The sequence below is a fragment of the Drouetiella sp. genome, from assembly GCF_059504425.1.
The window spans coordinates 174,860-198,176 of sequence record NZ_JCACIN010000025.1 but is presented as its reverse complement, the minus strand read 5'-3'; the positions used below and the strand labels follow the sequence as shown (position 1 = coordinate 198,176).

At 52.4% G+C, this 23,317-nt stretch carries 22 protein-coding genes; 15 read left to right on the top strand and 7 right to left on the bottom strand.

Translation table 11 applies throughout. The features are described 5' to 3' along the window. Positions 1 to 243 precede the first annotated feature (243 nt). The 11 genes from hemW (at position 244) to AC5JMP_RS06410 (ending at position 9,477) form a co-directional block, all read left to right on the top strand. Positions 244 to 1,500, top strand: coding sequence for a radical SAM family heme chaperone HemW (gene hemW, locus AC5JMP_RS06460; RefSeq protein ID WP_495850615.1), 1,257 nt, complete (start codon positions 244 to 246; stop codon positions 1,498 to 1,500). Positions 1,501 to 1,550: 50 nt separating this feature from the next. After that, positions 1,551 to 2,504, top strand: a complete 954-nt coding sequence (thyD, locus tag AC5JMP_RS06455) for a thylakoid membrane protein ThyD (RefSeq protein ID WP_495850614.1) — start codon at positions 1,551 to 1,553, stop codon at positions 2,502 to 2,504. A 126-nt stretch (positions 2,505 to 2,630) separates the two neighbouring features. Continuing rightward, on the top strand, positions 2,631 to 2,819 hold the full coding sequence (locus AC5JMP_RS06450) for a hypothetical protein (RefSeq protein WP_495850613.1): 189 nt from the start codon (positions 2,631 to 2,633) through the stop codon (positions 2,817 to 2,819). Further along, positions 2,812 to 3,141, top strand: coding sequence for a DUF8822 family protein (locus AC5JMP_RS06445; protein ID WP_495850612.1), 330 nt, complete (start codon positions 2,812 to 2,814; stop codon positions 3,139 to 3,141). The genes AC5JMP_RS06450 and AC5JMP_RS06445 overlap by 8 nt, the downstream gene beginning before the upstream one ends. A gap of 202 nt (positions 3,142 to 3,343) precedes the next feature. Next, positions 3,344 to 4,108 carry a response regulator transcription factor gene (locus tag AC5JMP_RS06440; protein WP_495850611.1) on the top strand — a complete coding sequence of 255 codons (765 nt, stop codon included), beginning with the start codon at positions 3,344 to 3,346 and terminating at the stop codon, positions 4,106 to 4,108. 143 nt (positions 4,109 to 4,251) lie between these two features. Next, entirely contained in the window at positions 4,252 to 5,712 is a 1,461-nt protein-coding gene (locus AC5JMP_RS06435) for an ATP-binding protein (protein ID WP_495850610.1), read from the top strand. 32 nt (positions 5,713 to 5,744) lie between these two features. Then, positions 5,745 to 6,626, top strand: coding sequence for a pseudouridine synthase (locus AC5JMP_RS06430; protein ID WP_495850609.1), 882 nt, complete (start codon positions 5,745 to 5,747; stop codon positions 6,624 to 6,626). Next, a complete protein-coding gene (locus AC5JMP_RS06425; RefSeq protein ID WP_495850608.1) occupies positions 6,619 to 7,467 on the top strand; it encodes a helix-turn-helix domain-containing protein in 849 nt (282 codons plus the stop codon). The genes AC5JMP_RS06430 and AC5JMP_RS06425 overlap by 8 nt, the downstream gene beginning before the upstream one ends. 45 nt (positions 7,468 to 7,512) lie before the next feature. Next, entirely contained in the window at positions 7,513 to 7,827 is a 315-nt protein-coding gene (gene grxC / locus AC5JMP_RS06420; protein ID WP_495850607.1) for a glutaredoxin 3, read from the top strand. A gap of 20 nt (positions 7,828 to 7,847) precedes the next feature. Then, on the top strand, positions 7,848 to 8,342 hold the full coding sequence (tadA, locus tag AC5JMP_RS06415) for a tRNA adenosine(34) deaminase TadA (RefSeq protein ID WP_495850606.1): 495 nt from the start codon (positions 7,848 to 7,850) through the stop codon (positions 8,340 to 8,342). Between the two features lie 259 nt (positions 8,343 to 8,601). Further along, entirely contained in the window at positions 8,602 to 9,477 is an 876-nt protein-coding gene (locus AC5JMP_RS06410) for a lysophospholipid acyltransferase family protein (RefSeq protein ID WP_495850605.1), read from the top strand. A 93-nt stretch (positions 9,478 to 9,570) separates the two neighbouring features. Here the strand turns inward: AC5JMP_RS06410 and AC5JMP_RS06405 are convergent, their stop codons facing one another. Then, entirely contained in the window at positions 9,571 to 11,367 is a 1,797-nt protein-coding gene (locus tag AC5JMP_RS06405) for a sensor histidine kinase (protein WP_495850604.1), read from the bottom strand. Between the two features lie 407 nt (positions 11,368 to 11,774). Then, positions 11,775 to 12,566: an MBL fold metallo-hydrolase gene (locus AC5JMP_RS06400; RefSeq protein WP_495850603.1), complete on the bottom strand. Its 792-nt coding sequence runs from the start codon at positions 12,564 to 12,566 to the stop codon at positions 11,775 to 11,777. A gap of 375 nt (positions 12,567 to 12,941) precedes the next feature. On the opposite strand from AC5JMP_RS06400, the gene AC5JMP_RS06395 reads away from it, so the two are divergent. The 3 genes from AC5JMP_RS06395 to AC5JMP_RS06385 all read left to right on the top strand — a co-directional run bounded on the left by AC5JMP_RS06395 (position 12,942) and on the right by AC5JMP_RS06385 (position 16,789). Beyond that, on the top strand, positions 12,942 to 13,439 hold the full coding sequence (locus tag AC5JMP_RS06395) for a hypothetical protein (RefSeq protein WP_495850602.1): 498 nt from the start codon (positions 12,942 to 12,944) through the stop codon (positions 13,437 to 13,439). Between the two features lie 103 nt (positions 13,440 to 13,542). Continuing rightward, entirely contained in the window at positions 13,543 to 14,877 is a 1,335-nt protein-coding gene (locus AC5JMP_RS06390; RefSeq protein WP_495850601.1) for a glutamine synthetase family protein, read from the top strand. A 454-nt stretch (positions 14,878 to 15,331) separates the two neighbouring features. Beyond that, the gene (locus tag AC5JMP_RS06385) at positions 15,332 to 16,789 is read left to right on the top strand and encodes a protein adenylyltransferase SelO (RefSeq protein WP_495850760.1); all 1,458 of its coding nucleotides are present in this window, start codon (positions 15,332 to 15,334) and stop codon (positions 16,787 to 16,789) included. A 258-nt stretch (positions 16,790 to 17,047) separates the two neighbouring features. Here the strand turns inward: AC5JMP_RS06385 and AC5JMP_RS06380 are convergent, their stop codons facing one another. The 4 genes from AC5JMP_RS06380 to fraC all read right to left on the bottom strand — a co-directional run bounded on the left by AC5JMP_RS06380 (position 17,048) and on the right by fraC (position 20,487). Beyond that, positions 17,048 to 17,794 carry a DUF561 domain-containing protein gene (locus tag AC5JMP_RS06380; RefSeq protein WP_495850600.1) on the bottom strand — a complete coding sequence of 249 codons (747 nt, stop codon included), beginning with the start codon at positions 17,792 to 17,794 and terminating at the stop codon, positions 17,048 to 17,050. A gap of 98 nt (positions 17,795 to 17,892) precedes the next feature. After that, complete coding sequence (locus AC5JMP_RS06375; RefSeq protein ID WP_495850599.1) at positions 17,893 to 18,672, bottom strand: ABC transporter permease; 780 nt, start codon at positions 18,670 to 18,672, stop codon at positions 17,893 to 17,895. Positions 18,673 to 18,695: 23 nt separating this feature from the next. After that, a complete protein-coding gene (locus tag AC5JMP_RS06370; protein ID WP_495850598.1) occupies positions 18,696 to 19,835 on the bottom strand; it encodes a DUF5357 family protein in 1,140 nt (379 codons plus the stop codon). Positions 19,836 to 19,875: 40 nt separating this feature from the next. Beyond that, positions 19,876 to 20,487, bottom strand: coding sequence for a filament integrity protein FraC (gene fraC / locus AC5JMP_RS06365; protein ID WP_495850597.1), 612 nt, complete (start codon positions 20,485 to 20,487; stop codon positions 19,876 to 19,878). Positions 20,488 to 20,790: 303 nt separating this feature from the next. Between fraC and AC5JMP_RS06360 the strand changes: the two genes are divergently transcribed. Further along, complete coding sequence (locus AC5JMP_RS06360) at positions 20,791 to 21,924, top strand: cob(I)yrinic acid a,c-diamide adenosyltransferase (RefSeq protein WP_495850596.1); 1,134 nt, start codon at positions 20,791 to 20,793, stop codon at positions 21,922 to 21,924. Between the two features lie 6 nt (positions 21,925 to 21,930). Here AC5JMP_RS06360 and AC5JMP_RS06355 read toward each other — a convergent pair whose 3' ends face one another. Further along, positions 21,931 to 23,091 carry a hypothetical protein gene (locus tag AC5JMP_RS06355; RefSeq protein WP_495850595.1) on the bottom strand — a complete coding sequence of 387 codons (1,161 nt, stop codon included), beginning with the start codon at positions 23,089 to 23,091 and terminating at the stop codon, positions 21,931 to 21,933. Positions 23,092 to 23,317 lie beyond the last annotated feature (226 nt).

Here is a 23,317-nt window from a genome sequence, read left to right as displayed (position 1 = left end):
CTGGGTCTGGGTGTACTTCAGATCTGGGAGCGGATTAATCTTTGATGGGGCAAGACCTTTTCAAAGAATTCACTTTTGACTGTTATCAGACTATTGGCTAGACAGGCGGGTCGCCAGACCAAGCAATGCCTGAAGGTAGGCTCAGTTCCTAGATTTATACAGGTTCATTATATCGTTCTGCCTTGATATCCGTTATCTGGCAGCATTTCTATATGTTGACTCAGTTTTTAGATGAGTGCTTAGATGAATACCCTCGCTACAGCGCTGAATGCAGCTTCTAATGCTGCTCTAACAGAGAGTCCAACGGCGGCATATGTGCACATCCCTTTTTGTCGGCGAAGGTGCTACTACTGCGACTTTCCTATTGCCGTGGTAGGCGATCGCCCTCCTCAATGGCAGCAGGGACAAGTCGAATTTGGGACGATCGCCCATTACGTTGCAATCCTCTGCCAGGAAATCCGAGCAACCCGCAGCCATTCAGAACCTCTGCAAACCGTCTTTTTGGGCGGCGGCACTCCCTCGTTGTTGACGGCAGAGCAGCTTGAGCAGATTCTGCAAACGCTCGATCGCCAGTTTGGTATTGCTGCCGATGCCGAGATTTCGATGGAAATTGATCCCAATACTTTCGATCTCGATCGGCTGAAAGGGTACCGTCGTGCCGGGATCAATCGCGTCAGCTTGGGGGTACAGTCCTTTCAGACGGAGCTGCTGCAAAGCTGTGGACGCACCCACACGGCAGCAGATATCTATGCAGCCGTTGAGATGATCCATCAGGTGAATCTAACCAACTTCAGCCTGGACTTGATCTCAGGACTGCCCCATCTCACTCTAGACTCCTGGCAAGACTCTTTGGAACAAGCGATCGCCCTTTCTCCGACGCACCTCTCCATCTACGATCTGACGATCGAGCCAGGTACCACCTTCGATCGCCGCTACCAGCCGGGAGTTCAGCCTTTGCCCAGCGACGAAATGACCGCCCAAATGTATCGCGTGGCACGACAGAAGCTTGCAGGCGCAGGTTACGGACATTACGAAATTTCTAACTACGCCAAACCGGGCTACGAATGCCGCCACAACCGGGTTTATTGGCAGAACCGATCGTACTATGGCTTTGGCATGGCGGCGGCTAGCTATGTGGGGCACCAGCGCTTTACCCGACCGCGCACTCGTCAGGCTTATGCTGAGTGGGTGCAGGATTATGTGGACAACGGCGCGATCGATTGTCCGATCACAGAGCCTACCGAAAGACTTCTAGATACGCTGATGCTGGGCTTGAGATTATCTGAGGGGCTGAGGTTAGAGAAATTAGCGGCATTTGGGGAGCGATCGCTCCAGCAAGTTCTGACCTGTTTGCAGCCTTTTCAACTGCGAGGCTGGGTTGAGGTTTCCGACCAAGCCCTGAAGCTAACTGATCCAGAGGGCTTTCTGTTCTCTAATGTGGTTCTCAGTCAGTTGTTCAAAGAGCTGGCACCGGATGAGCTGGCACCGGATGAATCGTAGAGAACTCTATACTGATACCTAGTACGTTGAATCTCTCGCATCGAGCAAGTATGAAAGTAGCAGTCACAGGGGCAACAGGATTTGTGGGCAGTCGTCTGGTCGATCGCCTCCAGCAAGCAGGGCACGAGGTTCTGGTACTGAGCCGAGATGCCGATCGCGCTAGACGGGCTTTCCCCACTGCCGCATTTCCCAAGGTGGAAGTGATTGCCTACTCGCCGCTGCAATCAGGCGACTGGCAGCAGCAAATTTCTGGCTGCGATGGCGTGGTGAATCTGGCAGGAGCGCCGATCGCCGAGAGCCGCTGGACACCCGAACGTAAGCGAGAAATTCTGGAAAGCCGCACCTTGGGCACCCAACGCATTGTGGAAGCGATCGCTCAAGCTAACCCCAAACCCTCAGTGCTCGTCAACTCTTCGGCAATCGGCTACTACGGCACCAGCGAAACCGCTACCTTCGATGAGACTAGCCCTCCCGGTGAGGATTTCTTGGCACAGGTCTGCGTAGACTGGGAAACCGAAGCTGAAAAGGTGAAAGACTCTGACACCCGATTAGTGATTTTGCGAACCGGAATTGTCTTGGGCATGGGGGGGGCGATCGCCAAGATGCTCATCCCCTTTCGTCTGTTTGCCGGAGGGCCTTTGGGCAAAGGTCGCCAGTGGTTTTCTTGGATTCACCGTGAAGATCTGGTGAACCTGATCGTGGCTGCTCTGACTCAGCCAGCTCCTAGTCAGCCAGAAATGGCAGGAGTCTACAATGCCACGGCTCCCAACCCGGTACGGATGGGTGAGCTATGTCAGACCATGGGGCAACTATTGAATCGTCCTTCGTGGCTACCCGTACCCGACTTTGCGCTAGAAGCTCTGCTGGGAGAAGCCGCCAAAGTGGTTTTGGAAGGGCAGGAAGTTGTGCCCAAACGCGCTCAAGCCTCTGGGTTCCAGTATCAATATCCAACCCTCAAACAAGCGCTAGAAGAAATTTTGGGCAAAGCATCGGTCACTCGGTGAGTAAAGAGAGAGCAGACTAGGGTAGTCCTTGAAGAGTAAGGATTTGATAGTGGTATTCAGGTAAGGACTACCCCTAAGCTTAAAACCCAAGCTTAATTTCATGACCTGTTAATCATTTCAGCGTTGATGATTCTAGAGATGAATTTTTGTGGCTTGTTACAAGAGGAAACCTCAGGAAAGGCAATGATTGAGAGAGGCAACATTGAGCAGTCTAACGATATTCTAAAAGAAGCAATGTGGGCAGATACAGATTGGCGGATAAGCCTACAGGCGATCGATCCAAAAACCTCTGATGGAGATAGGTTTCATGGCTGAACCCATCCAGGCAATTACCTTGCCTCCTGTCCGTGATCCTCAACAAGAGGGCAAGTGGCTGAGGACTGCTCTACAGCGCTGGCTCGACGAAGAATTTCCTCCAGAATCTATTAACCAGACGATCGCCGAGCGCGCCGCTCAGGTGTTTGTCCGGCAGCGGATGGAAGGCGAAAACGACTTATCTTCCCTGGTACTGGCGCTGATCGTTGAGATGCAAGGCTTCGACTTTTCAAAAAGCTTCTATAGCGAGTTTGCTGTTGCCAATGCCGTTAGCGATCTGTTGCTAGACAGCTTGGGGATCGATCGCTGCTGTGGGCATTAAACAGCGTTGACCGGAGCCAGAAGAATAATTCTTGAACAGATGAAGCTCACATAGATCCATTATTCTGTATCGCTACCTACATAAATCTCTGATTCCGTATCAGCGCGAACATAAATAATTAGAATTTCTTATTTTTTTCACGAAGTTAGCCAATTCCCTTCTGATAAGATATCCGTGAAGCGCTGAGACACGGTCAATTCCTATGGCACTAACACTCACACCAGACGCGATAAAACTTCAGAGAGACGTGAAGCTAGGACGCGTTCTAGTGGTTGAGGATGAAGAACTGATTCGAGAGACGATCGCTCTGGCGCTGGCCGAAGAAGGCTACGAAGTGGTGACGGCTGAAGATGGACGTAAAGGGCTGAACTTGGTCTGCAAGTCTGCTGAATCTGGATATCCTTTAGACGTTATCCCTTTCGATCTGATCATTCTTGATTTAATGCTGCCCTACGTCAACGGGTTAGATCTGTGCCGTTTAGTGCGGCATGAAGGCAATAGCGTTCCCATTTTGATGCTGAGCGCTAAAGGTAGTGAAACCGATCGCGTGGTAGGTCTGGAGGTGGGAGCAGATGACTACCTAACCAAGCCCTTTGGGATGCGAGAACTGGTTGCCCGGTGCCGCGCTTTGATGCGCCGCCATCGCCATACGCAGCTTCAGACCCAAGAATCGACCTTGCGTTTCCAGGACATCATGCTGTATCCGCAGGAATGTCGGGTAACGGTGCGCAATGAGGAGATTAACCTTTCGCCCAAAGAGTTCCGGATCTTGGAGCTTTTCATGTCTCATCCTCGACGAGTTTGGTCGAGAGAGCAGCTGATTGAGCGAATTTGGGGACCTGATTTTATGGGCGACAGCAAGACAGTGGATGTCCATATCCGCTGGCTACGCGAAAAATTGGAAAGCGATCCTAGCCGTCCGGAGTATCTGCTGACTGTCAGGGGGTTTGGATACCGCTTTGGTTAATCAGGGCTAATAGGGGCTAGCAAGGGCTAATAGGGGCTAACGGATTGCGTTAGGCAATACTGACCGTTCAGATTGAGTTGCTGTAGAGTAAGGGGGAGTGCTGGTTGCATGGCGCAGCGCTAGTCCCTCGAAGGTTTCCGCTCGTGGCAGTCCTTGAATTTTTCTCAGGATTAGGCATTGGATTATCGTTGCTCTGGTGGCAGCGATCGCGTTTCCATGCCCGATTGGATAATCTGGCTCGTAAGTTCAAGCCAAATGTCAGTGACTTGCCATTCTCTTCTACCGCTCAGCTGGCGTTGGCGATCGGTCATCAGCAGAAGGTGCAGCAGCAGCTTGAGCAACAGCTTGAAACCTATCGGCAAATCGTCCAGGTTGCGCCCGTAGGCTATTTGCAGGTGGATGATGAAAATCGGTTTATTTGGTGCAATCAGCAGGCTCAAATCCTGTTGGGCATCAAGCCAGAAACCTACCCAACTCAGCCTAGGCTTCTCCTGGAGCTGGTGCGTTCTTATGAGCTAGACGACCTCATCGAGCAGACCCGCAATACGGGTAAACCCTGCCAAAGTGAGTGGATCTTTTATCCGGTGAGCGCCGATCCGCTCAACATTGCCACTCAGAGAACTTATGCCCTGCGCGGCTATGGAATACCGCTCCGAGAAAACCAGACTGGCATTTTTCTGGAAAATCGCCAGGAAGCAATGAGCATCATGCAGCAGCACGATCGCTGGGCTTCTGATCTGGCGCATGAGCTAAAGACTCCGCTCACTTCAATTCGGCTGGTGGCTGAAACGCTGCAATCGCGCTTGGAGCCACCGCTCAAAGGTTGGGTCGATCGCCTCATCAACGAAACTGTACGTCTAAGCAACCTAGTGGAAGATCTGCTAGATCTGAGCCGCATTGAGCGTGGATCATCCTCTCCTCTGAAGCTGAAGCCCACCGATTTGGTAGAATTGATCCACTCTGTCTGGAATAGTCTGGAACCTCTGGCTCGCAAGAGGGATCTGACTTTAGAGTATTCAGGTCCCGATCGCCTGATCATTCTGATCGATCAGTCTCGATTTCACCGTCTTTTGGTCAATCTCCTGGACAACAGTATTAAGTACAGTCCTTTTCACCACCCGATTCGGATCACGGTTAGCTTGCAGCCTCCTCAAAATTCTCTGAACGCCAGTCATCAGAACGCCAGTCATTCAAAGATTCCTGAGTCCTACGCCTCAGTTCACTTAGATGTGATCGACTACGGGTCAGGTTTTCCAGAGAAAGATTTACCCCATGTGTTTGAGCGATTCTATCGGGCAGATCCTTCTAGGGCAAGGCTTGCTGTCTCATCTTCTGCTACCCAGCCTTCTGTAAGCCAGCCTTCTGGGGTTGGCTTCACCGTTCCCTCCTCAAAGAGCGCATGGGTGAATTCGCCCAACGGGCTTGACGCGCAGATTCAGGGAGGCAATGGGCTAGGGCTAGCGATCGCTCAACAGATTGTGGAAGTCCATCAAGGCTCGATTCGAGCCAGCAATCATCCGGAGACAGGAGGCGCATGGCTACAGGTGCGTCTGCCGCAACAAATGTCTGCCTCATCTGTTGAACATCCGACGAACCGTAGCTGATGAACGAGTGGCTAACACGAGTGGCTAATCCTATGGCTGAACGACTGCAAAAAATCCTATCTCAGTGGGGGATTGCCTCGCGCCGTCAGGCTGAGCAGATGATTTTGGCGGGGCGAGTGCGGCTGAATGGGGCGATCGCGCAGTTGGGTGAAAAAGCCGATCCAGCCATTGACCAGATTGAGGTAGATGGTCAGCGGGTGCAGATGAGCGATCGTCCGCAACGCCTCTACCTATTGGTGAACAAGCCCATTGGAGTCGTTTCGACCTGTGATGATCCGGAGGGGCGATCGACCGTGCTCGACCTGCTGCCTAACTCGCTGCGGCAGGACACAGGCATTCATCCCGTAGGACGGCTAGATGTCATGTCCACAGGGGCGTTGCTGTTGACCAACGATGGTGAGGTAACTGCGGGCTTTACCCATCCCCGCCATCAGATTCATAAGGTCTACCAAGTGCAGGTAGAAGGTTCACCTTCGCCAGAGGTGTTGCAACAATGGCGGCAGGGAATTTGGCTAGAGGGGCGGCTGACGCTCCCGGCTGAGGTGAAGGTTTTGGATTCTAGGCAGGGTGGTTATCCAGACTTACGAATCGCCTCAAAACACACTAACTTAGAGGTAGTGCTGCGGGAAGGGCGAAATCGCCAGATTCGTCGGGTGGCTGAGCAGCTAGGTCATCCTGTTGTTCGGCTACATCGAGTGGCGATCGGGGCAATAAATCTGGGACAATTGCCGAGCGGTCAATATCGTTCCTTGATGGCGGCAGAAGTAGAGTATCTGCGTCAGCAAGTTTCCTCTGGTCTTCAGGCTCCAGGTCTTCAAGCTCCGGGTCTTCAAGTTCCAGAGAAGCAGGCTCTAGAGAAGCAGGCTCCAGAGACTGGCAAGCGCGAGAAAGTAAAGGCGACTCATCATGACTAGAGAAACAATCCTCACCCAACAGGAGCAAGTGCATCGCTTGATGCAAATTGGAGCCTATCTGCGTCAAGTGCGAGAAGATCAGGCTTTGTCTCTTGATGAAGTCTCTGCCAAAACTTTGATCCAACCTCGGCTGCTGCGGGCGATCGAATCGGGCGAGATTCATCAGCTACCTGAACCCGTCTATGTTCAAGGCTTTATTAAGCGATATGCCGACAGTTTGGGGCTAGATGGCACAGATTGTGCAGATGCTTTCCCAACTGAAAGGATATTGCGTCTTCCCCAACAAGACTCGTGGAAAGATAGCCCTGCGGCTCAATTGCGACCACTTCATCTCTATGTTGCCTATGTGGCGCTGATTATGGCATCGGTGAGTCTGCTGTCTTTTATTGTGGGGCGATCGGCTCCGGGCACTACCTCTTCACCCAATTCGCGCATGGGTGGACAAGTTCAGACGGCGCAGCAGCCTTCGATTGGCAGTCCAAACAAAGCGGCGATCGGGCTATCTAGCAGTTTGGCTCAGCCCCTCACCGGATCTCAACCCGATAAACCTGCCCAGCCCGATAAACCTGTCCAGATTGACATGAAACTGACGGCTCAATCCTGGATTGAAGTTGAGGTGGATGGTGAAGTCAAACTAGCTGAGGTTTTACCTGAAGGCACAGAGCGTACTTGGGCTGCCAACAATCAGGTGCGGATTCGAGCAGGCAATGCCGGGGGCGTTATGGTGGCTTACAATGGCGGACAGCCGCAGCCCATGGGTGCAGCAGGCGCAGTAGAGGAAAAGACTTTTTCTCCAGGTCAGAGTGCGGCAAGTCTACCCAATCCAGAAGCCAGCCAGTAGCTCAAGAGCTTTGAAACCCTATTCTGACCCACTTTTTGAGAAGCTATGTTAAACACTTTTAACGCCTGGTTTAATCGCCATCCTGAAGCTATTAAGGCGATCGTCGAAATTTATACCTGGCAAACTTGTCCCTACTGCATTCGGGCAAAAATTTTGCTGCGTTGGAAAGGAGTTCAGTTCACAGAATATAAGATTGACGGCGACGATGCCGCCCGTACCCAGATGGCAGAACGCGCCAACGGAAAGCGATCGGTTCCCCAAATCTTTATCAACCATCAGTACATTGGCGGCTGCGACGATCTGTATGCGCTCGATCGCGCTGGACAGCTAGACGCAAGGCTAATGGAAAGCCAAGGCTGACGGAAAGCTAATCTAGCCGTATGAGTTTCAATATCCCGCCCCCTTGGATTGATGACCCAGAGTATTTGCGGCACTACCACTGGATGAGTCGAGCGATCGCCCTAGCGGAGTCGGCAGGTCAAGCGGGTGAAGTGCCAGTCGGAGCCGTGGTGGTGGACAGTCAAGGCGAAAAGATCGCTGAGGGAGAAAATCGTCGGGAGCGAGATCACGATCCCACGGCTCATGCCGAGATCATTGCTCTGCGACGAGCCGGACAGGCGTTAGCGACCTGGCATCTAGAGCGATGTACGCTCTATGTGACGCTAGAGCCTTGCCCGATGTGTAGCGGGGCGATCGTTCATGGGCGGATAGGCTTGCTGGTTTATGGTGCAGATGATCCCAAAACTGGAGCCATTCGCACCGTAATTAATCTGCCGGATAGTCCTGTCTCGAATCACCGCCTTGGGGTGCTAGGAGGGATTTTGGAATCTACCTGTCGTCAGCAGTTGCAGACCTGGTTTGCCCAACGGCGGTAGGCTGCTGAACAGAGCTGTCGCCAGTTTGCTTAAGACATTTTGGGTGGGGCGCTGCGCGCCCCACCCAAAATGTCCCCGTCCTAATCGCCTTGGCGGTTGCTATAGACAGCACTAGAACTGTCCTTTTTCTAAGCAACAGCGCTCCCAAATCTCCTATGTTGTATGAGTAGATGTCGAGGGTGAAACGCTAGACGGGCAGAGTGTAAGCCTAGCCACCCTCATCTAATGCTGTAGTTAATTGATTCCTAGTAAGTATTTTATGGTTTCGCTGAGTCCCTGGAAGAGTCACCCACTGTCTGCCCTAGTGCGATCGCGCCCATTCGTTCCATTGACTAAGTTTCTTGCTCAGTCGAGTTCTCAGTCCAGTGCTCAGTCCAAGTTGCTGACCGAGTCGCTGATTGAGCCGGATCGGGTGACTGCGGCAGCTCAGCTTCAATCTACAAATCACTCTCCAGCTACCGAGCCAATTATTACCATTAACTCCCGAATTTCATCCTGGCTGACGCCAATTGCCTATGTTTTGGGTGCGCTGCTGCTACCCACTTATTTTCGGATGCGATTAATGGGTCAAGAAAATTTGCCGCGAGAGGGCGCTGTAATTCTGGCGCCAACACATCGCGCCCGCTGGGATTCTCTGCTGGTTCCCTATGCCGTGGGGCGGTTTGTCACTGGGCGCGATCTACGATTCATGGTGTCGGCAAACGAAATGACGGGGTTGCAGGGCTGGCTGATTCGGCGTTTGGGCGGCTTTCCGGTCAATCCCTGCCATCCGGCGATCGCGAGTCTCCGCTACGGCGTAGAGGTGCTGCAAAATCAAGAGATGCTGGTGATCTATCCAGAGGGCAATATCTTTCGGGATCAGCAGTTACGTTCTCTCAAGCCCGGTTTGGCGCGCCTTGCGCTACAAGCTGAGTCCAGTAAGCCCGGTCTAGGTATTAAGGTGGTGCCCATCCATCTAGAGTACGATCAACCTTTTCCCCGGTTGGGCTGTAAGGTGAATATCACGATCGGGGAACCGCTGGAGGTCAGCGCCTACAGGCAGGGATCGGTTAAGCAAAACGCCCAACGCCTGACGGAAGATTTAGAGGCGGCCCTGAGGCAGATTGGCGATCGTGGGTATGATGTCAATTATTAGTTGAAGTGTTGATGTAGACGAGTGGATGAGTAGATGGAAGCCGTCATCTACCCATCTACCCATCCACCCGCCAACTAATTACTTGACTAACCACTAATCAACTTTCGCTAAAGTCGGCAACTCTACCGTTAGGGTTGTCCAGCCTTTGCCGCTGGAAGCCTCTATGTCTCCTCGCAGAGTCTCCACCAGCTTTTTGATCAAGGCTAGCCCCAACCCGGTGCCGCCCTGCTGCCAGGGGTCGCTCTTGGGAATGCGATAAAACTTTTCAAACATACGCAACAGTTCTGTGTCCGGAACCTGCGCCTGATTGCTGACTTTGAAGGTAATCGTCGGCTGAGAAATGACTAATCCGCCTCTGTTGTCCAAATTGGACTCCACCCTGAGCGCGATCGCACCCCCAGGAGCCGTGTATTTGCAGGCGTTATTGAGCAGCTCTGCCAAAATCCGCTCTAAGCTCTTGCGATCGCTCACCACAGTTGCAATATGCTCAGGCAGATTAAGTTCAAGGGTTTGCTGGCGATTTTGCGCCCGCGACCGAAATGGGGCAACCATATTGGGCAGCCAAGTCGGTAGATCAATAGTTTCGAAGGCGATCGTGTAGCAGTCATTCTCAAGCCGCTGAAGATCAAGCAAATCGTTAATCAGCTCAGTTTCGCGGGTGCATTCTGCCTCCAAGATTTCCATGTAGCGATCGCGGCGGGCGGAAGGAGGCGCGTTGCGCAACATATGAATCGCCATTTTCATGTTGGAAAGCGGCGTGCGAAGCTCGTGAGAAACCGTGCTGAGAAAGTCGTCTTTGAGCTGGTTGAGATACTCCAGCTCCTTAACCTGCGACTGAGAAGCTTCGTAGAGACGGGCTTGGCGAATAGCGATCGCGCATTGGTTTGCAACCTGCTCTACCAAACGAATGTCCTGATCGCTAAAGCAATAGTCTTTGTGATTAATCAGCCACAAATCGCCAATTACACCTTGATCGTCTCGCATAGGACAGGTCAGCGTTGCTACCAATCCCCGCTCTGGGTTGGGCACCAGGGTACAGAATTGAAAATACTGCCCTTTGAGAATCTGGTCGTAAAGCTCTGGAACCGTGGAGAACTTGGACACCCGTCCCTGATAGGGCGACATGGAGTGGGTGTACTCATAGCAGATCGTCGAGGTGCCCTGCTCAATATCGTAAAGCGAGGCATTGCAGCCGCTCACGCCAATGACGGTAGCAAGTTCACGCACGGCGGCTTGCAGGATCAGATCTTCGTCTAGACTATCTCGAACGCGATCGGTAATTCGCTTCAGGGTTGCCTCAAATTCAAAGGCAAGCTGAAGCTGAGCGGTGCGCGCCTCCACCTCGCTTTCCAAGTCATCATTTAGGCGCTGAATTTCTTGATAGAGCCTTGATTGCTGCATGCGCAGGGCTTCTTCAACCTGTTTTCGGGCAGTATTGTCTAAGGCAATTACGCCCACACCCTGTCCTTGGGGTAGCGGCACCGGAAAGCAAGAGGTCATCCAGTAGCGAGCGATACCGGGCTGAGACTTACTTTCTCCATGAACTTCCACATTGGCAATGGGTTCGCCCCTGTCTAGCACCCGCCGACAGATCGGCTCCAAAGCCGTAGAAAATTCAGGGATCACCTCCTGCATGGTTTTACCAGGGTACGCCTCCACAGGCAAACCATAGATTTCTGCCAGAGCTTTATTGATGCGAACAAACCGCAGCTGAGCGTCGTAAATGCACAGCCCAGCGGAAACCGCTGAAGCAGCCGCAAAGAAGGAATCTAGGATCAGATGCTGGGCGCTGGTAGTCATCGCCGCCACATTGGATTCGCAGGTCTCAAGACCCTTCACTCTGGGGGTTTCCTCAAGATTAGGCGATTCATCTTGAAAAGAAGAAAGCATGCAGGGTCTGTCCGATGATGAAATGAGCAAGTTATGCAGCGTAGCCAGCGTGCCACGGTTGGTAAGGCAATGGGCGAGTCATGTTCTCAGTGTGCCCAACCTTTGGCAGCAACTTGAAATAACATGCTAACAACCTCGCTGAGCTATCAGTGAGGCAGAAATAAATCAATAAATCCTGATAAACCTGGGTGATGGGGTACAAAAGGCAATCTCTCTATAATCAGGAGGATTTTTAGAAGAGTAAGCTAGAAACACGCTACGAAAGAGCAAAGTTACTGTAAAAAAGCAGGGTAGGGCAGATGCTGAATTGCTTAGGCTTTAAAAACTATCAGGTCTTCCAGGCTAACTAATTTTTCTAACAAAATTTTAACGAGCTTCACCTTGACGAATTTACTAAGGCTGCAAGGTCAGGAAAAAGCGACTTTTCTAGGAACTGCGATCGGCTGAAAGCGATCGCCCGGTTTTGGAGTCATGATTTGGGTTGCGATCTGGCGATCCGCTAGGGTTGCTCGCAGCGCTTCAATGCTTCCCTTTTCCTGTAATACCGAGGTTAGCAATCCTTCAGACTGCACGTTGCCTCCAGCTGCGGTTGGCACAACAACCTGAGGCTTCAGCCACTCAATTACCTGAAGCGCCGTCTTGCTGCCCTGAATCACAGAACCTAAGAGAGGAATTTCTAGACTAATCAGTGGCGTAATGATCACATCCACAGAACCTACAGCTTGCAGGGTGGCTGAATGAAACCCATGAGGCTCGTAGTAAAGACTGGTGCCGCTAGCCAATGTGAGCAGGTAGCCATTCTCCACCAAAAGCGGTCCAATGGGTGCACCTGGCACTGCCTGAATAGTGAGGCGATCGCCCATCCGGTTGTTTGAAGCGTAACTCTCACCATGCGCCAAGGCTGTGATCTGGCTGTACCCTAATTTTTGAGCCACTTTAGCAGCATTAGGAGAAGCCACAACTGGAATGGAGCGATCGAGCTGTTGCAGCGTTGGCGTGTGAGCATGATCTTCTAGCCCCTGGGATAGGAGAATCAGGTCAATGTTTTCAGGAATGGGGGACGGCTGAGTATGAGTGCTTTTGAATAGCCAGGGCATATTGCCGAAAACGAGGGAGCCAACTAGCCAAGGATCTAGAAGAATGCGCTGTTCTCCTATCTCAATTAGCCAAGAATTATTGTCTAGCCAGGTGAGATACATTGCTTACGTTCCTTATCGCCAGCTATAGGTTTCCCTAGTTGATTCCTATTGTAACAAGCAGGTTGTAACAATTTGTTCACAGAACATCTGAGATAGTCTGGGCAATCTGTCCTGGGAAAGTGTCCTGGGAAAAGTGTCCTGGGAAAAGTGTCCTAGGAAAAGTGTCCCAATGGCAGACTCCTTAAAGGAAGATATCAGCTAGCCTTTAGTTCAAGTCATTCTTCACTAGGCAATTCTTTGATTTAGGCAATTTTTCAGTTTAGGCAACAACAGGCGCGACTGAGGTGTCTAGTGGGCTGGATGCATCTAGAGCGCCATGACTCGGCAATCTGGAGCCAGCCTCTTTTAACGATTAGTTCATCGATCGCAACTCCTATGGCACAACACTCTAATTCTTCTGGTTCGGGAAATTTGCTGGTTCGGGCTTTTATGGGAATTCTTTCAATTACGGCAACTGCTGTGGTTTCCACCATGGTGCAGCGCTATTTTGCCACCCCTGCCCCTTGGACTCCCGCCAGTGATTCTGCTGTGCCCACCCCCAGCACAGAGCCTTCGGTTTCTAATACCTTTTCTCCAGATGCGTCTCTGCTGGAAACGAATCAGCCAGAGATAAATCAGGTAGAGATGGATCAGATAGAGATCAATCAGGTAGAGATGGATCAGGTAGAGGTCAATCAGCCCGATCGCTCGGCTGAGGTAGGGCTATCGGACAGTAGCCCCATTCAAGTGGAAACCCAGCCTATCCCTGATGCCTCATATGGCCAGACCGATGGAGCCGCATCAGAGCTACCTGCCGTCCCTGAACCGTCTGGTGACGCTACCTTGAGAGAAAAGTTAGACAGCGCGCTGAGAGATAAGTGGAACAAACATTAAACCTCTTGCAAATTGGATGGGGTGGGGGCACAGCCCCCACCCCATCCAATCTCAAAATCCTAATTTGCAAGAGATCTATTAGCGTTGGGTTAGAAAAACTTTGATGAACCGCGAACTCCGGCAAACCCTTGAGCAGCAGAATATTCGATTTGTACGGGTGTTATGGTGCGACAATGCGAACGTGATTCGCGGCAAAGCTTTTCACACAGGCTTTTTGGCAGAGCATCAGCATCGGGGCATCAGCATTGCGATCGCGCAACAGGCAATTCCTGTCATGTATGATGCAGTGGCTCCCGACAGCGGCTTAAGTCCTGTGGGCGAAGCTTGGCTCGTGCCCGACTGGACAACCTACAATGCTCTGCCCTACGCCCTTGGTCATGCCAGAGTCATGGGCGATATGGTGCGAAACGGCGAGTCTTGGGCGCTCTGTCCGCGAGGTTTCCTCAAGCGGATGATTGCCAAAGCGGAAAGTGAAGGATTGCAGGTCTTGGCGGCTTTTGAAAACGAATTCTATCTGTTGCAGCAGACAAGCGATCGGGGGGCGATCGTTCCTGTGGATGAGACTGTATTTGCCTCGACATTGGCAATGGATTTGAACCTTGCCGTCATTGATGATATTGCTGAAGCGCTTTTGGCTCAAGGCATTCCGGTCGAGCGCTATTACCCGGAGTCGGGTGGAGGGCAGCATGAGATTGCCATCCGCTATACCCAGGCTTTGCAGTCTGCCGACTGGCAGATCGTGTTTCGAGAGACTGTGCGAGGCGTGGCATTGCGTCATGGTTTACGCGCCTCTTTTCTGCCCAAGATTTTTGCCGACCAGGCAGGTAGCGGCTGTCATCTGCACCTGAGCCTATGGCGACAGGGAGAAAACCTGATGCCAAGCGAGACAGGTGAACTATCGGCGATCGCCCGTGCCTTTGTAGGCGGCATTTTGCACCACTTGCCTGCCCTCATGGCGCTGACGACCCCCAGCGTCAATTCCTACCGTCGGCTACAGCCGCATTTTTGGAGCGGAGCCTACCGCTGCTGGGGCCTGGATAATCGCGAAGCGGCAGTGCGAGTGCCCAGCAATCCTGAGCTTCCTAGCCCGACTCATATTGAGCTGAAAACCGTGGACGCTTCGGCAAATCCCTATCTGGCGCTAGGGGCAACGATCGCCGCAGGGCTAGACGGCATTCGGCAGGGGCTTGATCCCGGTGAGCCAATGGCGATCGATCCAGGGCATTTATCCGAGGCAGAGCGGCAACAACGGAGCATTGATCGCTTGCCAGAGAACCTGGGAGTGGCGATCGAGCATTTGTCGTGCAACAAAACTTTGCTAGAGGCTTTGGGCGCAGATTTATCGCAAGCCTTTTTAGCGGTACGCAAAATGGAGTGGAAAGCCTTGCAGGAAAAGACTTTAGAGGAAGAAGTGAAGCTATTGTTAGAGCGCTACTAACAGGATTTCGACCTCATTCTGCCAACTAATGTTCAAAAAAACTTTCGTAGGGGGTTACGCCCCTCACCTATCCCATGTCATACTGTGTTATGTAGATGCACCCTGATGGTTGGGAGAGTTGTTCAACAGCTCTCCCATTTTTACTTTCTTAGGACTTACGCAAGCCCTTTAGCTGTAGTGCAGTTTTGCTGTGTGTGGTAGGCTACGCCTACCACACACAGCAAAACTGCGTAAGTCCTATTTCTATCGCAACCGCCAGTTTGCTTAGGACGGGAACATTTAGGATGGGGCGCGAAGCGCCCCATCCTAAATGTTCCCGTCCTAAGCAAACTGGCAATAGCCGTAGTTGATTTTCGATACGATTCGAGCTTTCCGCAGAGCGACAGTCCCCAGAAGACCCGATCGCCCCTAGACTTGAAATGGATTGGAATTCTATAAGCCCCTATCTGATTTCATGCGATCGCCCAACCCTTTCCTTACCCTGCCCTACGAACCTGCCTTCGAGCAGCTAGGCGAAGATTATGCCGATATCGTGGCGGCGGCTGAGTTCCCCCAGTATCTCCTGCGCTTTCGCAACGATAAACTGCTGCCTCAAATGGGTCTAGACCCAGTAGCCGTCAGCGACGAGGATTTCCTGGAAGCCTTTGGGAAATTTAGCGATCGCCAGCCGCCAAGGAACTTGCTAGCTATGCGCTACCATGGCTACCAGTTCGGCGACTACAACCCCCGGTTAGGGGACGGCAGAGGCTTTTTGTACGGACAGCTCCGAGGGCGAGATGGCGAACTTTATGACCTAGGTACCAAAGGCTCAGGCACTACACCCTACTCCAGAGGTGGCGACGGAAGGCTGACCCTAAAAGGCGGCGTGCGCGAAGTGCTAGCCGCAGAAGCTTTGCATACCCTAGGCGTAAGAACCTCCCGCTGCCTCAGCCTGATCGAGACAGGAGAACCGCTCTGGCGCGGTGACGAACCCTCTCCTACCCGATCGTCCGTCATGGTGAGGTTCTCACGATCGCACATCCGGTTTGGCACCTTCGAGCGGCTGCATTTCCTCGGCAGAAAAGATTTGACCCAAACCCTGCTAGATCATGTGATTGCGTACTATTACCCGCACTTGCAGGGAGACGATCGCTACGCCCAATTCTATGCCGAGCTAGTCCAGCGCGTCGCCGAGCTAACCGCGCAGTGGATGTCAGTCGGCTTCTGCCACGCCGTGCTGAACACCGACAACATGGCAATTACAGGCGAAAGTTTCGACTATGGACCTTACGCCTTCATCACCCAATACGATCCCAAATTCACTGCCGCCTATTTTGACCATTACGGACGATACTGTTACGGAAACCAGCCCTCCGCCTGCGCCTGGAATCTACAGATGCTGCAAGTTCCCCTCAAAGGCTTAATTGACCCCTTTGAAATGGAGGCAGCCCTCACGCAATTTGAAGCCCACTATCTTGCCGCCTATCGTCAGCGGATGCTCTATCGATTAGGATTTGAGCCAGATCAGCTTTCAGATGAAGTCAGCGATCGCCTCCTGCGGCTCACCCTCCAGCTTCTCTGGGAAAGCAAAGTCAGCTATCACGACTTTTTTGCCACCCTGCGGCAGCAGTTTTCCCCGCCTTGGCGGCAATCTGCCCAAAACATTCTCAGCGAAGCCCTCGACCCCACCCTTGAGCCGTCAGACGCCGCCATTAACATCTTCGAGCAGTGGCGATCGTTCTACCATCAAATCTTGCTCAGCCTACCTGAAACAGACCTAGAAGCGATCGCCCTTCACCTCGCCCAACATAACCCTACCACCGTCCTGATCCGCCCAGAGATCGAAGCCGTTTGGGAAGCGATCGCCATAGAAAACAACTGGCAACCCTTCTACGAGCTAATCAACCGCCTCAGAACCGCCGTAGCCCCGTAAGCTACTCCACAAACCCACGATCCGCTCCACCCATGCGAAGCGATCCCTACCGCCCATCCCCAACCTTATGCGGAGGGGGTGTGGGGGACGTGCCCGTCCCCAGCAGGGGGTTTGGGGGAAACCCCCAAGGCTGTTAGTTCCCCAAACGCGTTATATAGCCCTACATAATTGAGTTAGGACGAGTTATTTTTTGAGAGCCGCGCTCTGCGCGGCTCTCAAAAAATAACTCATTTGGATCTAAGCGCGTAGCGCTATACCCTAAAAAATCCCCACATTCACTCGACTAGCCATCGCCTCCACCAAACTCCGTACAACTGCAACCATCGCCACCTCGCTATTGAGCTGATTAATTGCAGAGCCTACCCCAATCCCCGAAGCCCCAGACGCGATCGCCAAAGGAGCCGTCACGCTCGACAACCCCGAAGCACAGATTACAGGCACCCTCACCCCCCGCGAAATCTCATAAGCCGCCGCCAAAGTCGGCGCAGCTTTTTCAAGCAGCCCCAGCGTCCCGGCATGGACAGGCTGACTGCTCATACCGCCCTCCGTTTGAATAATATCGGCTCCAGCCTTCACCAAAGCCTCCGCCAACTGCACCTGCTGATCCAGAGGCAAAGTGTGGGGCACCGTCACCGAAAGCGTGATATTGGGCAGCAGCGATCGCGTTTTGCGCGTTAGCTCCAGCACCTCCGCTGCCTCAAAGCGAATGCCCTGAGCATAGAGCGCATCAAAATTACCAATTTCAATTAAATCTGCACCCGCAGCCACGGCAGTCACAAACTTCTCAGGCTCTACCGCAGACACGCAAATTGGCAGATGGGTCAACTGCTTTGCCATGCGAACCAGGTCAGCTTGTGCGGCAATATCGACAAAAGTTGCCCCACCCTGATCAGCAGCCTTCACCACAGCCGCAACGCGATCGGCATCAAAGTTCATCAAGCCGCTAATTACCTTCAGAGCATTCTTTTTTTGAAAAGCAGATTGGAGAGAAGAGTTCATGATCATGGGTATTTCTAGATCCAGCAAGTTGAGTCAATTGGATCATTTTGCCACTGTCTGCCCTTAGCAGCAAACCCATCAAACCTGTTATGCAAAACTATCTTCTAAAACTGCCGCCGCGAGAAAATGAAGGTGGCGATCGCCAGCAGCAGCGCAATATAAATCACCCCATAGGCAAAATTCTCAACCAGCTCTAGCGGCGACGGCAACAGCGACATACCGTAGACTGCCTGATTTTTCAGATCGAGCCGCGCCAAATCAGGCAGAATCAGATACAGCGTTTCCGTGATCGTTTGCAGACTAGCATCCTTAGCTAGCTTGCCTAGAGACAGCAAATCGCGGCTAAAGTGCCCCGTTAAATACACCGCCACCGTGAGCAGCATCGCCAGCAGAGAATTGGTAAACACCCCAAACAACAGAGCCACGGCAGCAATCAGCGATAGCTCCAAAATTTGAAACAGCGCCGCCCACAGCAAGCTATCCAGCGGGTATGCCACCTGTCTGAACGTCAAAACTCCCAGATAAATCACCATCATGGCGCTCACCAACACTACCAGCACCGCAGACAAGCCCCAATGCTTACCCATAATAAACTCAGCACGGCTGATGGGTTTGGCAATCATCACGTAAACCGTGCGCTTCTCAATTTCTTTACTGATCAGCCCAGTACCAATAAATATGGCGATCGCCAGCCCCAAAAGGCTAATGGCGGCAAGCCCTAAATCCAGAATAATCTTGTCGCCACTGCCGCCCGACACCTCCGGCAGCAGCACCGATGCTCCAATTAAAGCGATCGCAAAAAAACCAATCAAATAGAGAACGCGATCGCGGATGACCTCACGAAACACATTGGAGGCAACGACCAGGATGCGAGTCAAATTCACTACAAGATCTCCGCATTACAACACTACTGCCTACCAATACCCAAAATTCTGCCCAAAAGATCCACAAATCCCTTTATTAAGGTCAGAACTGCATTCATCAGCCGTTCAAAGAAATTACCCGTTTGCTGCATCAGCGGTTCGGGTCTTATGACATTTACACCGGGCGGAGAGGACTCGATCGCGCCACAATCCATGCGATAGGGAGTCAGGGGTGTAGTCGGAGGTGTGGTCGCTCCAGTCGCTTCCGCCAGCCCGTTAACGAATTGCTGCACAGGGGCTTCGCTAATGGAACAATTTTTTTCCAATCTATAGCCGCCGACCTGCGAACTGGGGCCTAGCCAGATGGTCTGCATTCGCAACAGATTTGTGGGGATGCTGGGGGAAAACTGCGCCGTGAATCGCCAAAGGTTTGCTTCTTTGAGGTTGGGTGCAGTCTGGTACGCCGAAATCAATGCCTGACTGCCCAAATTAGTCGCCTGTGTAGGCATACTATTCAGCCAACGCTGACCATCAGCCCACGATCGCTGGGTGAGTTCACTTCGGACGATCGTTTCGGCAGCATCAAGCACGGCAACCCCGCTGGAGACAGGCACGCTGTTAGGGTTAATCCGCACCACAAACGCACTGCGATCTATATTGTCGGCAGCAAGGCTAGGATAATTGACCAGAAAATCTTGCAGCAGAAAATGAAACCGGAACCAGCAGCTCATTACTAGCCCCACCAGCGTCAGAATCACCAGATCGCGGCGGGCATCGGCATCGGGTCGTTTGAAAGATGGCCCCGTTTTGAGAAATCTAGGAAAAGCCGCGAACCCAACCGACAGCAAAGGCCACCACTCAAATGCACCCTGAGCATCTTGAATGATGATGCGATTGCTCCACAGGGCACAGCTAGCGATCGCTCCCGTAATCCAAGGGCCATACTTAATTTTCAGCTTTAAGCCTGGAACCACAAACTCCGCTTTGATCAGCGCCCATTCGGTGCCGATAATGAGAAAAAACCAGCCAAACAGCGACACAAACTGTCGTACGGCTGGATCTCGAATCAGCAAATAGGTAAACCAGGAAAATAGACTAAGCAGTAGGGCAACCTGCCATGAGAAAGGCTTGATGCCCTCCAACTGCTTTTGGATCTGTTCTAAGACTCTTTTGATGAAGACCACGACGGTTACTTAGTCCAACGGTTACTTAATCTAACGAGGATTATAAGGGGGCTATCAGGAGGGCTTGTCGAATCATCAGAGTTAGCAGAATAGCGCTATAGCTCCAGGCATTGGCAAATAGGATCGTCGCAATTTCAGACCGGAAGGGATTGGGTTCTTGTCGCAACTCTCGGAAGATACTCGGTTTAGCCTCTGGAGCCGTTTCTTCTAGTGCCAATGGCGGCGGTTCATCCAGCTTTTTCTCGTCCGGCTTTTTCTCATCCGGCTTCTTATCAAATTCTAATAAGAGCCTTAGCCCCAACAGACCTAGAAGCTTGATCCCAATGCTGACAAAGAAAATAATGAAGCAAGCCACAATCAGCAATGTTGCCGTCTCGCTTGACCATTGATCAAAAAAGATGAAGCTGATCAGCGGCACCTGAATTCCTGGAGGCAGAATATCGGCTATGTCCAAAAAAATGAATAGCGCCAGCCAGCCCAGCACGACACAGAGGAGGTTAATGGCAGCAGCGTAGTAAATGCTGGGTTTAGGAGCCATTTTGAGCTGTCGGTGGATGACCGTTGCCTCAATGGCGATCGCCATCAGCAAAAATAGGCTTTGGAGCACGATCGCCCGTAGCGGCACAATATTGGGAAAAGAATCGGGAAACATGACGGTAGCTCCTGACCGAAAACCTGAATAGGTCGGGGCGATGGCTGAAAAGCGGCTGAGTCAGGATGACTCTCGCTAATTTTAGTCAAGCTAGACGGATATAACACTATAGATAGAATAAAAGATGCCGCTCTTTGGAGACCGTGCGCCACGAATAGCGTTTTTATACAAAAATTAAGGCGTAAAAACGTCAAATAGTCAGCACCTCGCGAATTCCTTCGCTAAGATCAACTCCTGGGCATTCTAGGCTCAGCGCTTCTCTAGGTTTCTATAAACTTTCCTCAAACCCACCCCGTAAACCCTATGGTAAGGACTGGCATTGGTATTCGCACGGCTCAGAGCCGGAATGAGCGATTAGTTGGGCAAATCCATGTCTATGACGGGGTAGGCAAGGGCAAGTCTCAAGCGGCTCTGGGTGTCGTTTTGCGGTCTATTGGCTTAGGCATCAACACCGGAAGCCAGACTCGCATCTTGTTATTACGATTTCTCAAAGGGCCTGGACGGACATACGACGAGGATGCGGCGATCGAGGCACTCCGACGTGGCTTTCCTCACCTGATCGACCAAGTGCGCACCGGGCGAGCCGAGTATTTTGGCGTAGATGAAATCACCAAATTCGATCGCCTGGAAGCTCAGCGCGGTTGGGATGTGGCGAAAGGGGCGATCGCCTCTGGGCTGTACTCCGTTGTGGTGTTAGATGAACTGAATCCTGTTCTCGACCTAGGGCTGCTCTCGGTGGAGGAGGTTGTCAAAACGCTGGCGCACAAGCCGGAAGAGCTAGAGATTATCGCGACGGGGCGAGGTGCCCCCCATGGGCTGCTAGATATTGCCGATCTGCACTCAGAAATGAAGCCGCAGGATCATCCCAATGCTTTAGCCCACGGCATTGAAGGTATCGAAATTTACACTGGGGACGGCAAAGGTAAATCTACAAGTGCCCTGGGCAAAGCGCTTCAGGCAATCGGCAAGGGGATTAGTCAGGACAAATCTCACCGGGTGCTGATTTTGCAGTGGCTCAAGGGCGGTGGCGGCTATACCGAGGATGCGGCGATCGCGGCGCTCAACCAGAGCTATCCCAACCTAGTGGATCACCAGCGCTGCGGTCGGGATGCGATCGTCTGGCGAGGACAGCAGCAAGAGCTGGACTATGTGGAGGCGGAGCGCGGCTGGGAGATTGCCAAGGCGGCGATCGCTTCGGGACTCTACAAGACCATTATTCTAGACGAACTCAACCCTACGGTCGATCTGGAGCTGTTGCCCCAAGAGCCGATTGTGCAGGCGCTCTTGCGCAAACCCCGCGATACTGAGATCGTGATTACGGGGCGCTGCAAAAATCCGCCAGACTATTTCGATCTAGCTAGCGCTCATTCAGAGGTCTATTGCCACAAACACTATGCCGAGAAGGGAGTTGACTTGAAGCGCGGCGTAGACTTTTGATGAAGTTTACTGGCTTATGACTGGCGGCTTGAATGCCTTAGGCGATCGCTCTGGAGCAGTTCTGGGAAAAAACTCTGGAGCGCTGCGTGGAGCGATAGGAGCTGCGGGGGCTGGATTGGCGGGAGCCGCAGAAGGCTGGATGTTGGGAATTGAATTAAACTCGTCCAATGGCGAACTGGGAATAGAGTCGATCGCCTGTTCTTGGGGTACGGGGCTAGAAAAGTTGTCCGATGGTTCAGGACTTGGAAGATTGTCGAGGGCGGGATCGGATGTTACCTCAGGCAATGGATAGGAGGCAGACGGTGGGCTATTGAAATCGGTTCTGGGGCTGTAAAGCGGCTCAGGAGTAGTGCTGGAGTAATCAGGAACGTTTGTGCGATAGAGCGGTTCCTCTATCTTGGGTTCTTCACTCAGGGAGTCAGGCATTTCGGTAATAGGCCAGTCACCCTGAGCGGGAAAAGTCTGCTCTTGACCAAATAAGCTGGGGGTGAGTCCGGTTGCTCCCGTGGGCTGAAAACGTAGGGCAAATCCTGCGCCTGCACCCAAACCCAGACCCACAACCAGAGTCATGAGAAAAGGTACGGGAATACGCCGAGGCTGAATGCTTTGAGGCGATCGCTCTGGGGTGCCGTTGTCTGGGGTGCCGTTGTTTGCAGCGCTATCTATTTGTGGCAGCACAGCCTCTCGCATGAGTTCAGGTGCGATCGGCACGACAGTATTGATGGGAACGGTGACTGTTTCTGGCTTAGGGACTTCGGATTCAGGGACTTCCGGCTTTGAGGCTTCGGGCTTCAGGGCTTTGGGCAGTTCAGAGTTAGATGGGCTTGGCGTGAGGGGTTCTGGTGGCAGCGTTAGCCAATCGCTGAGGTGAGGTGTCCTGGATGTTGCCTGTAGAACAACGTAGGGCAGAGCGTTTTCCTCGAAGCAGTCTAGGACTCGTAGGGCATCCGATCGCTGGGAGATCGATCGGACTTCGGTGAGGAATTGCTGCTTGAGCTGGGCAAAGTCGATGCGTTGCTGCACAACTTCGTTTAGGGTTTGTAGGTGGACAGGCTGGTCGAGTAGCGTGTGTTTGGCACTGTAAGTGATCCCGAAGTCGCTTTGATCTAGGACGGATTGAACAACGTATTTGCTGTTCTGAAGGGATTCTCCAGTCTTTAGGGTCATAGCTCATCTGAGATAAAAGGTCTTGCCTATCTTAGCCTAGAACAGTTTCTAGCCTAGAACAGCCTTGGAGGTTTCCCCCAAACCCCTAGCAGGGGACGTGCCCGTCTCCCACACTCCCTCCGCACGAGATTGTGGAGGGGCGGGAGAGGTCGCGTTGCATAGGTAGAGCGATCGGGCGTTTGGATTCTAGAATTCAACATAATGGCGTTAGATTTAACGTAGCTGT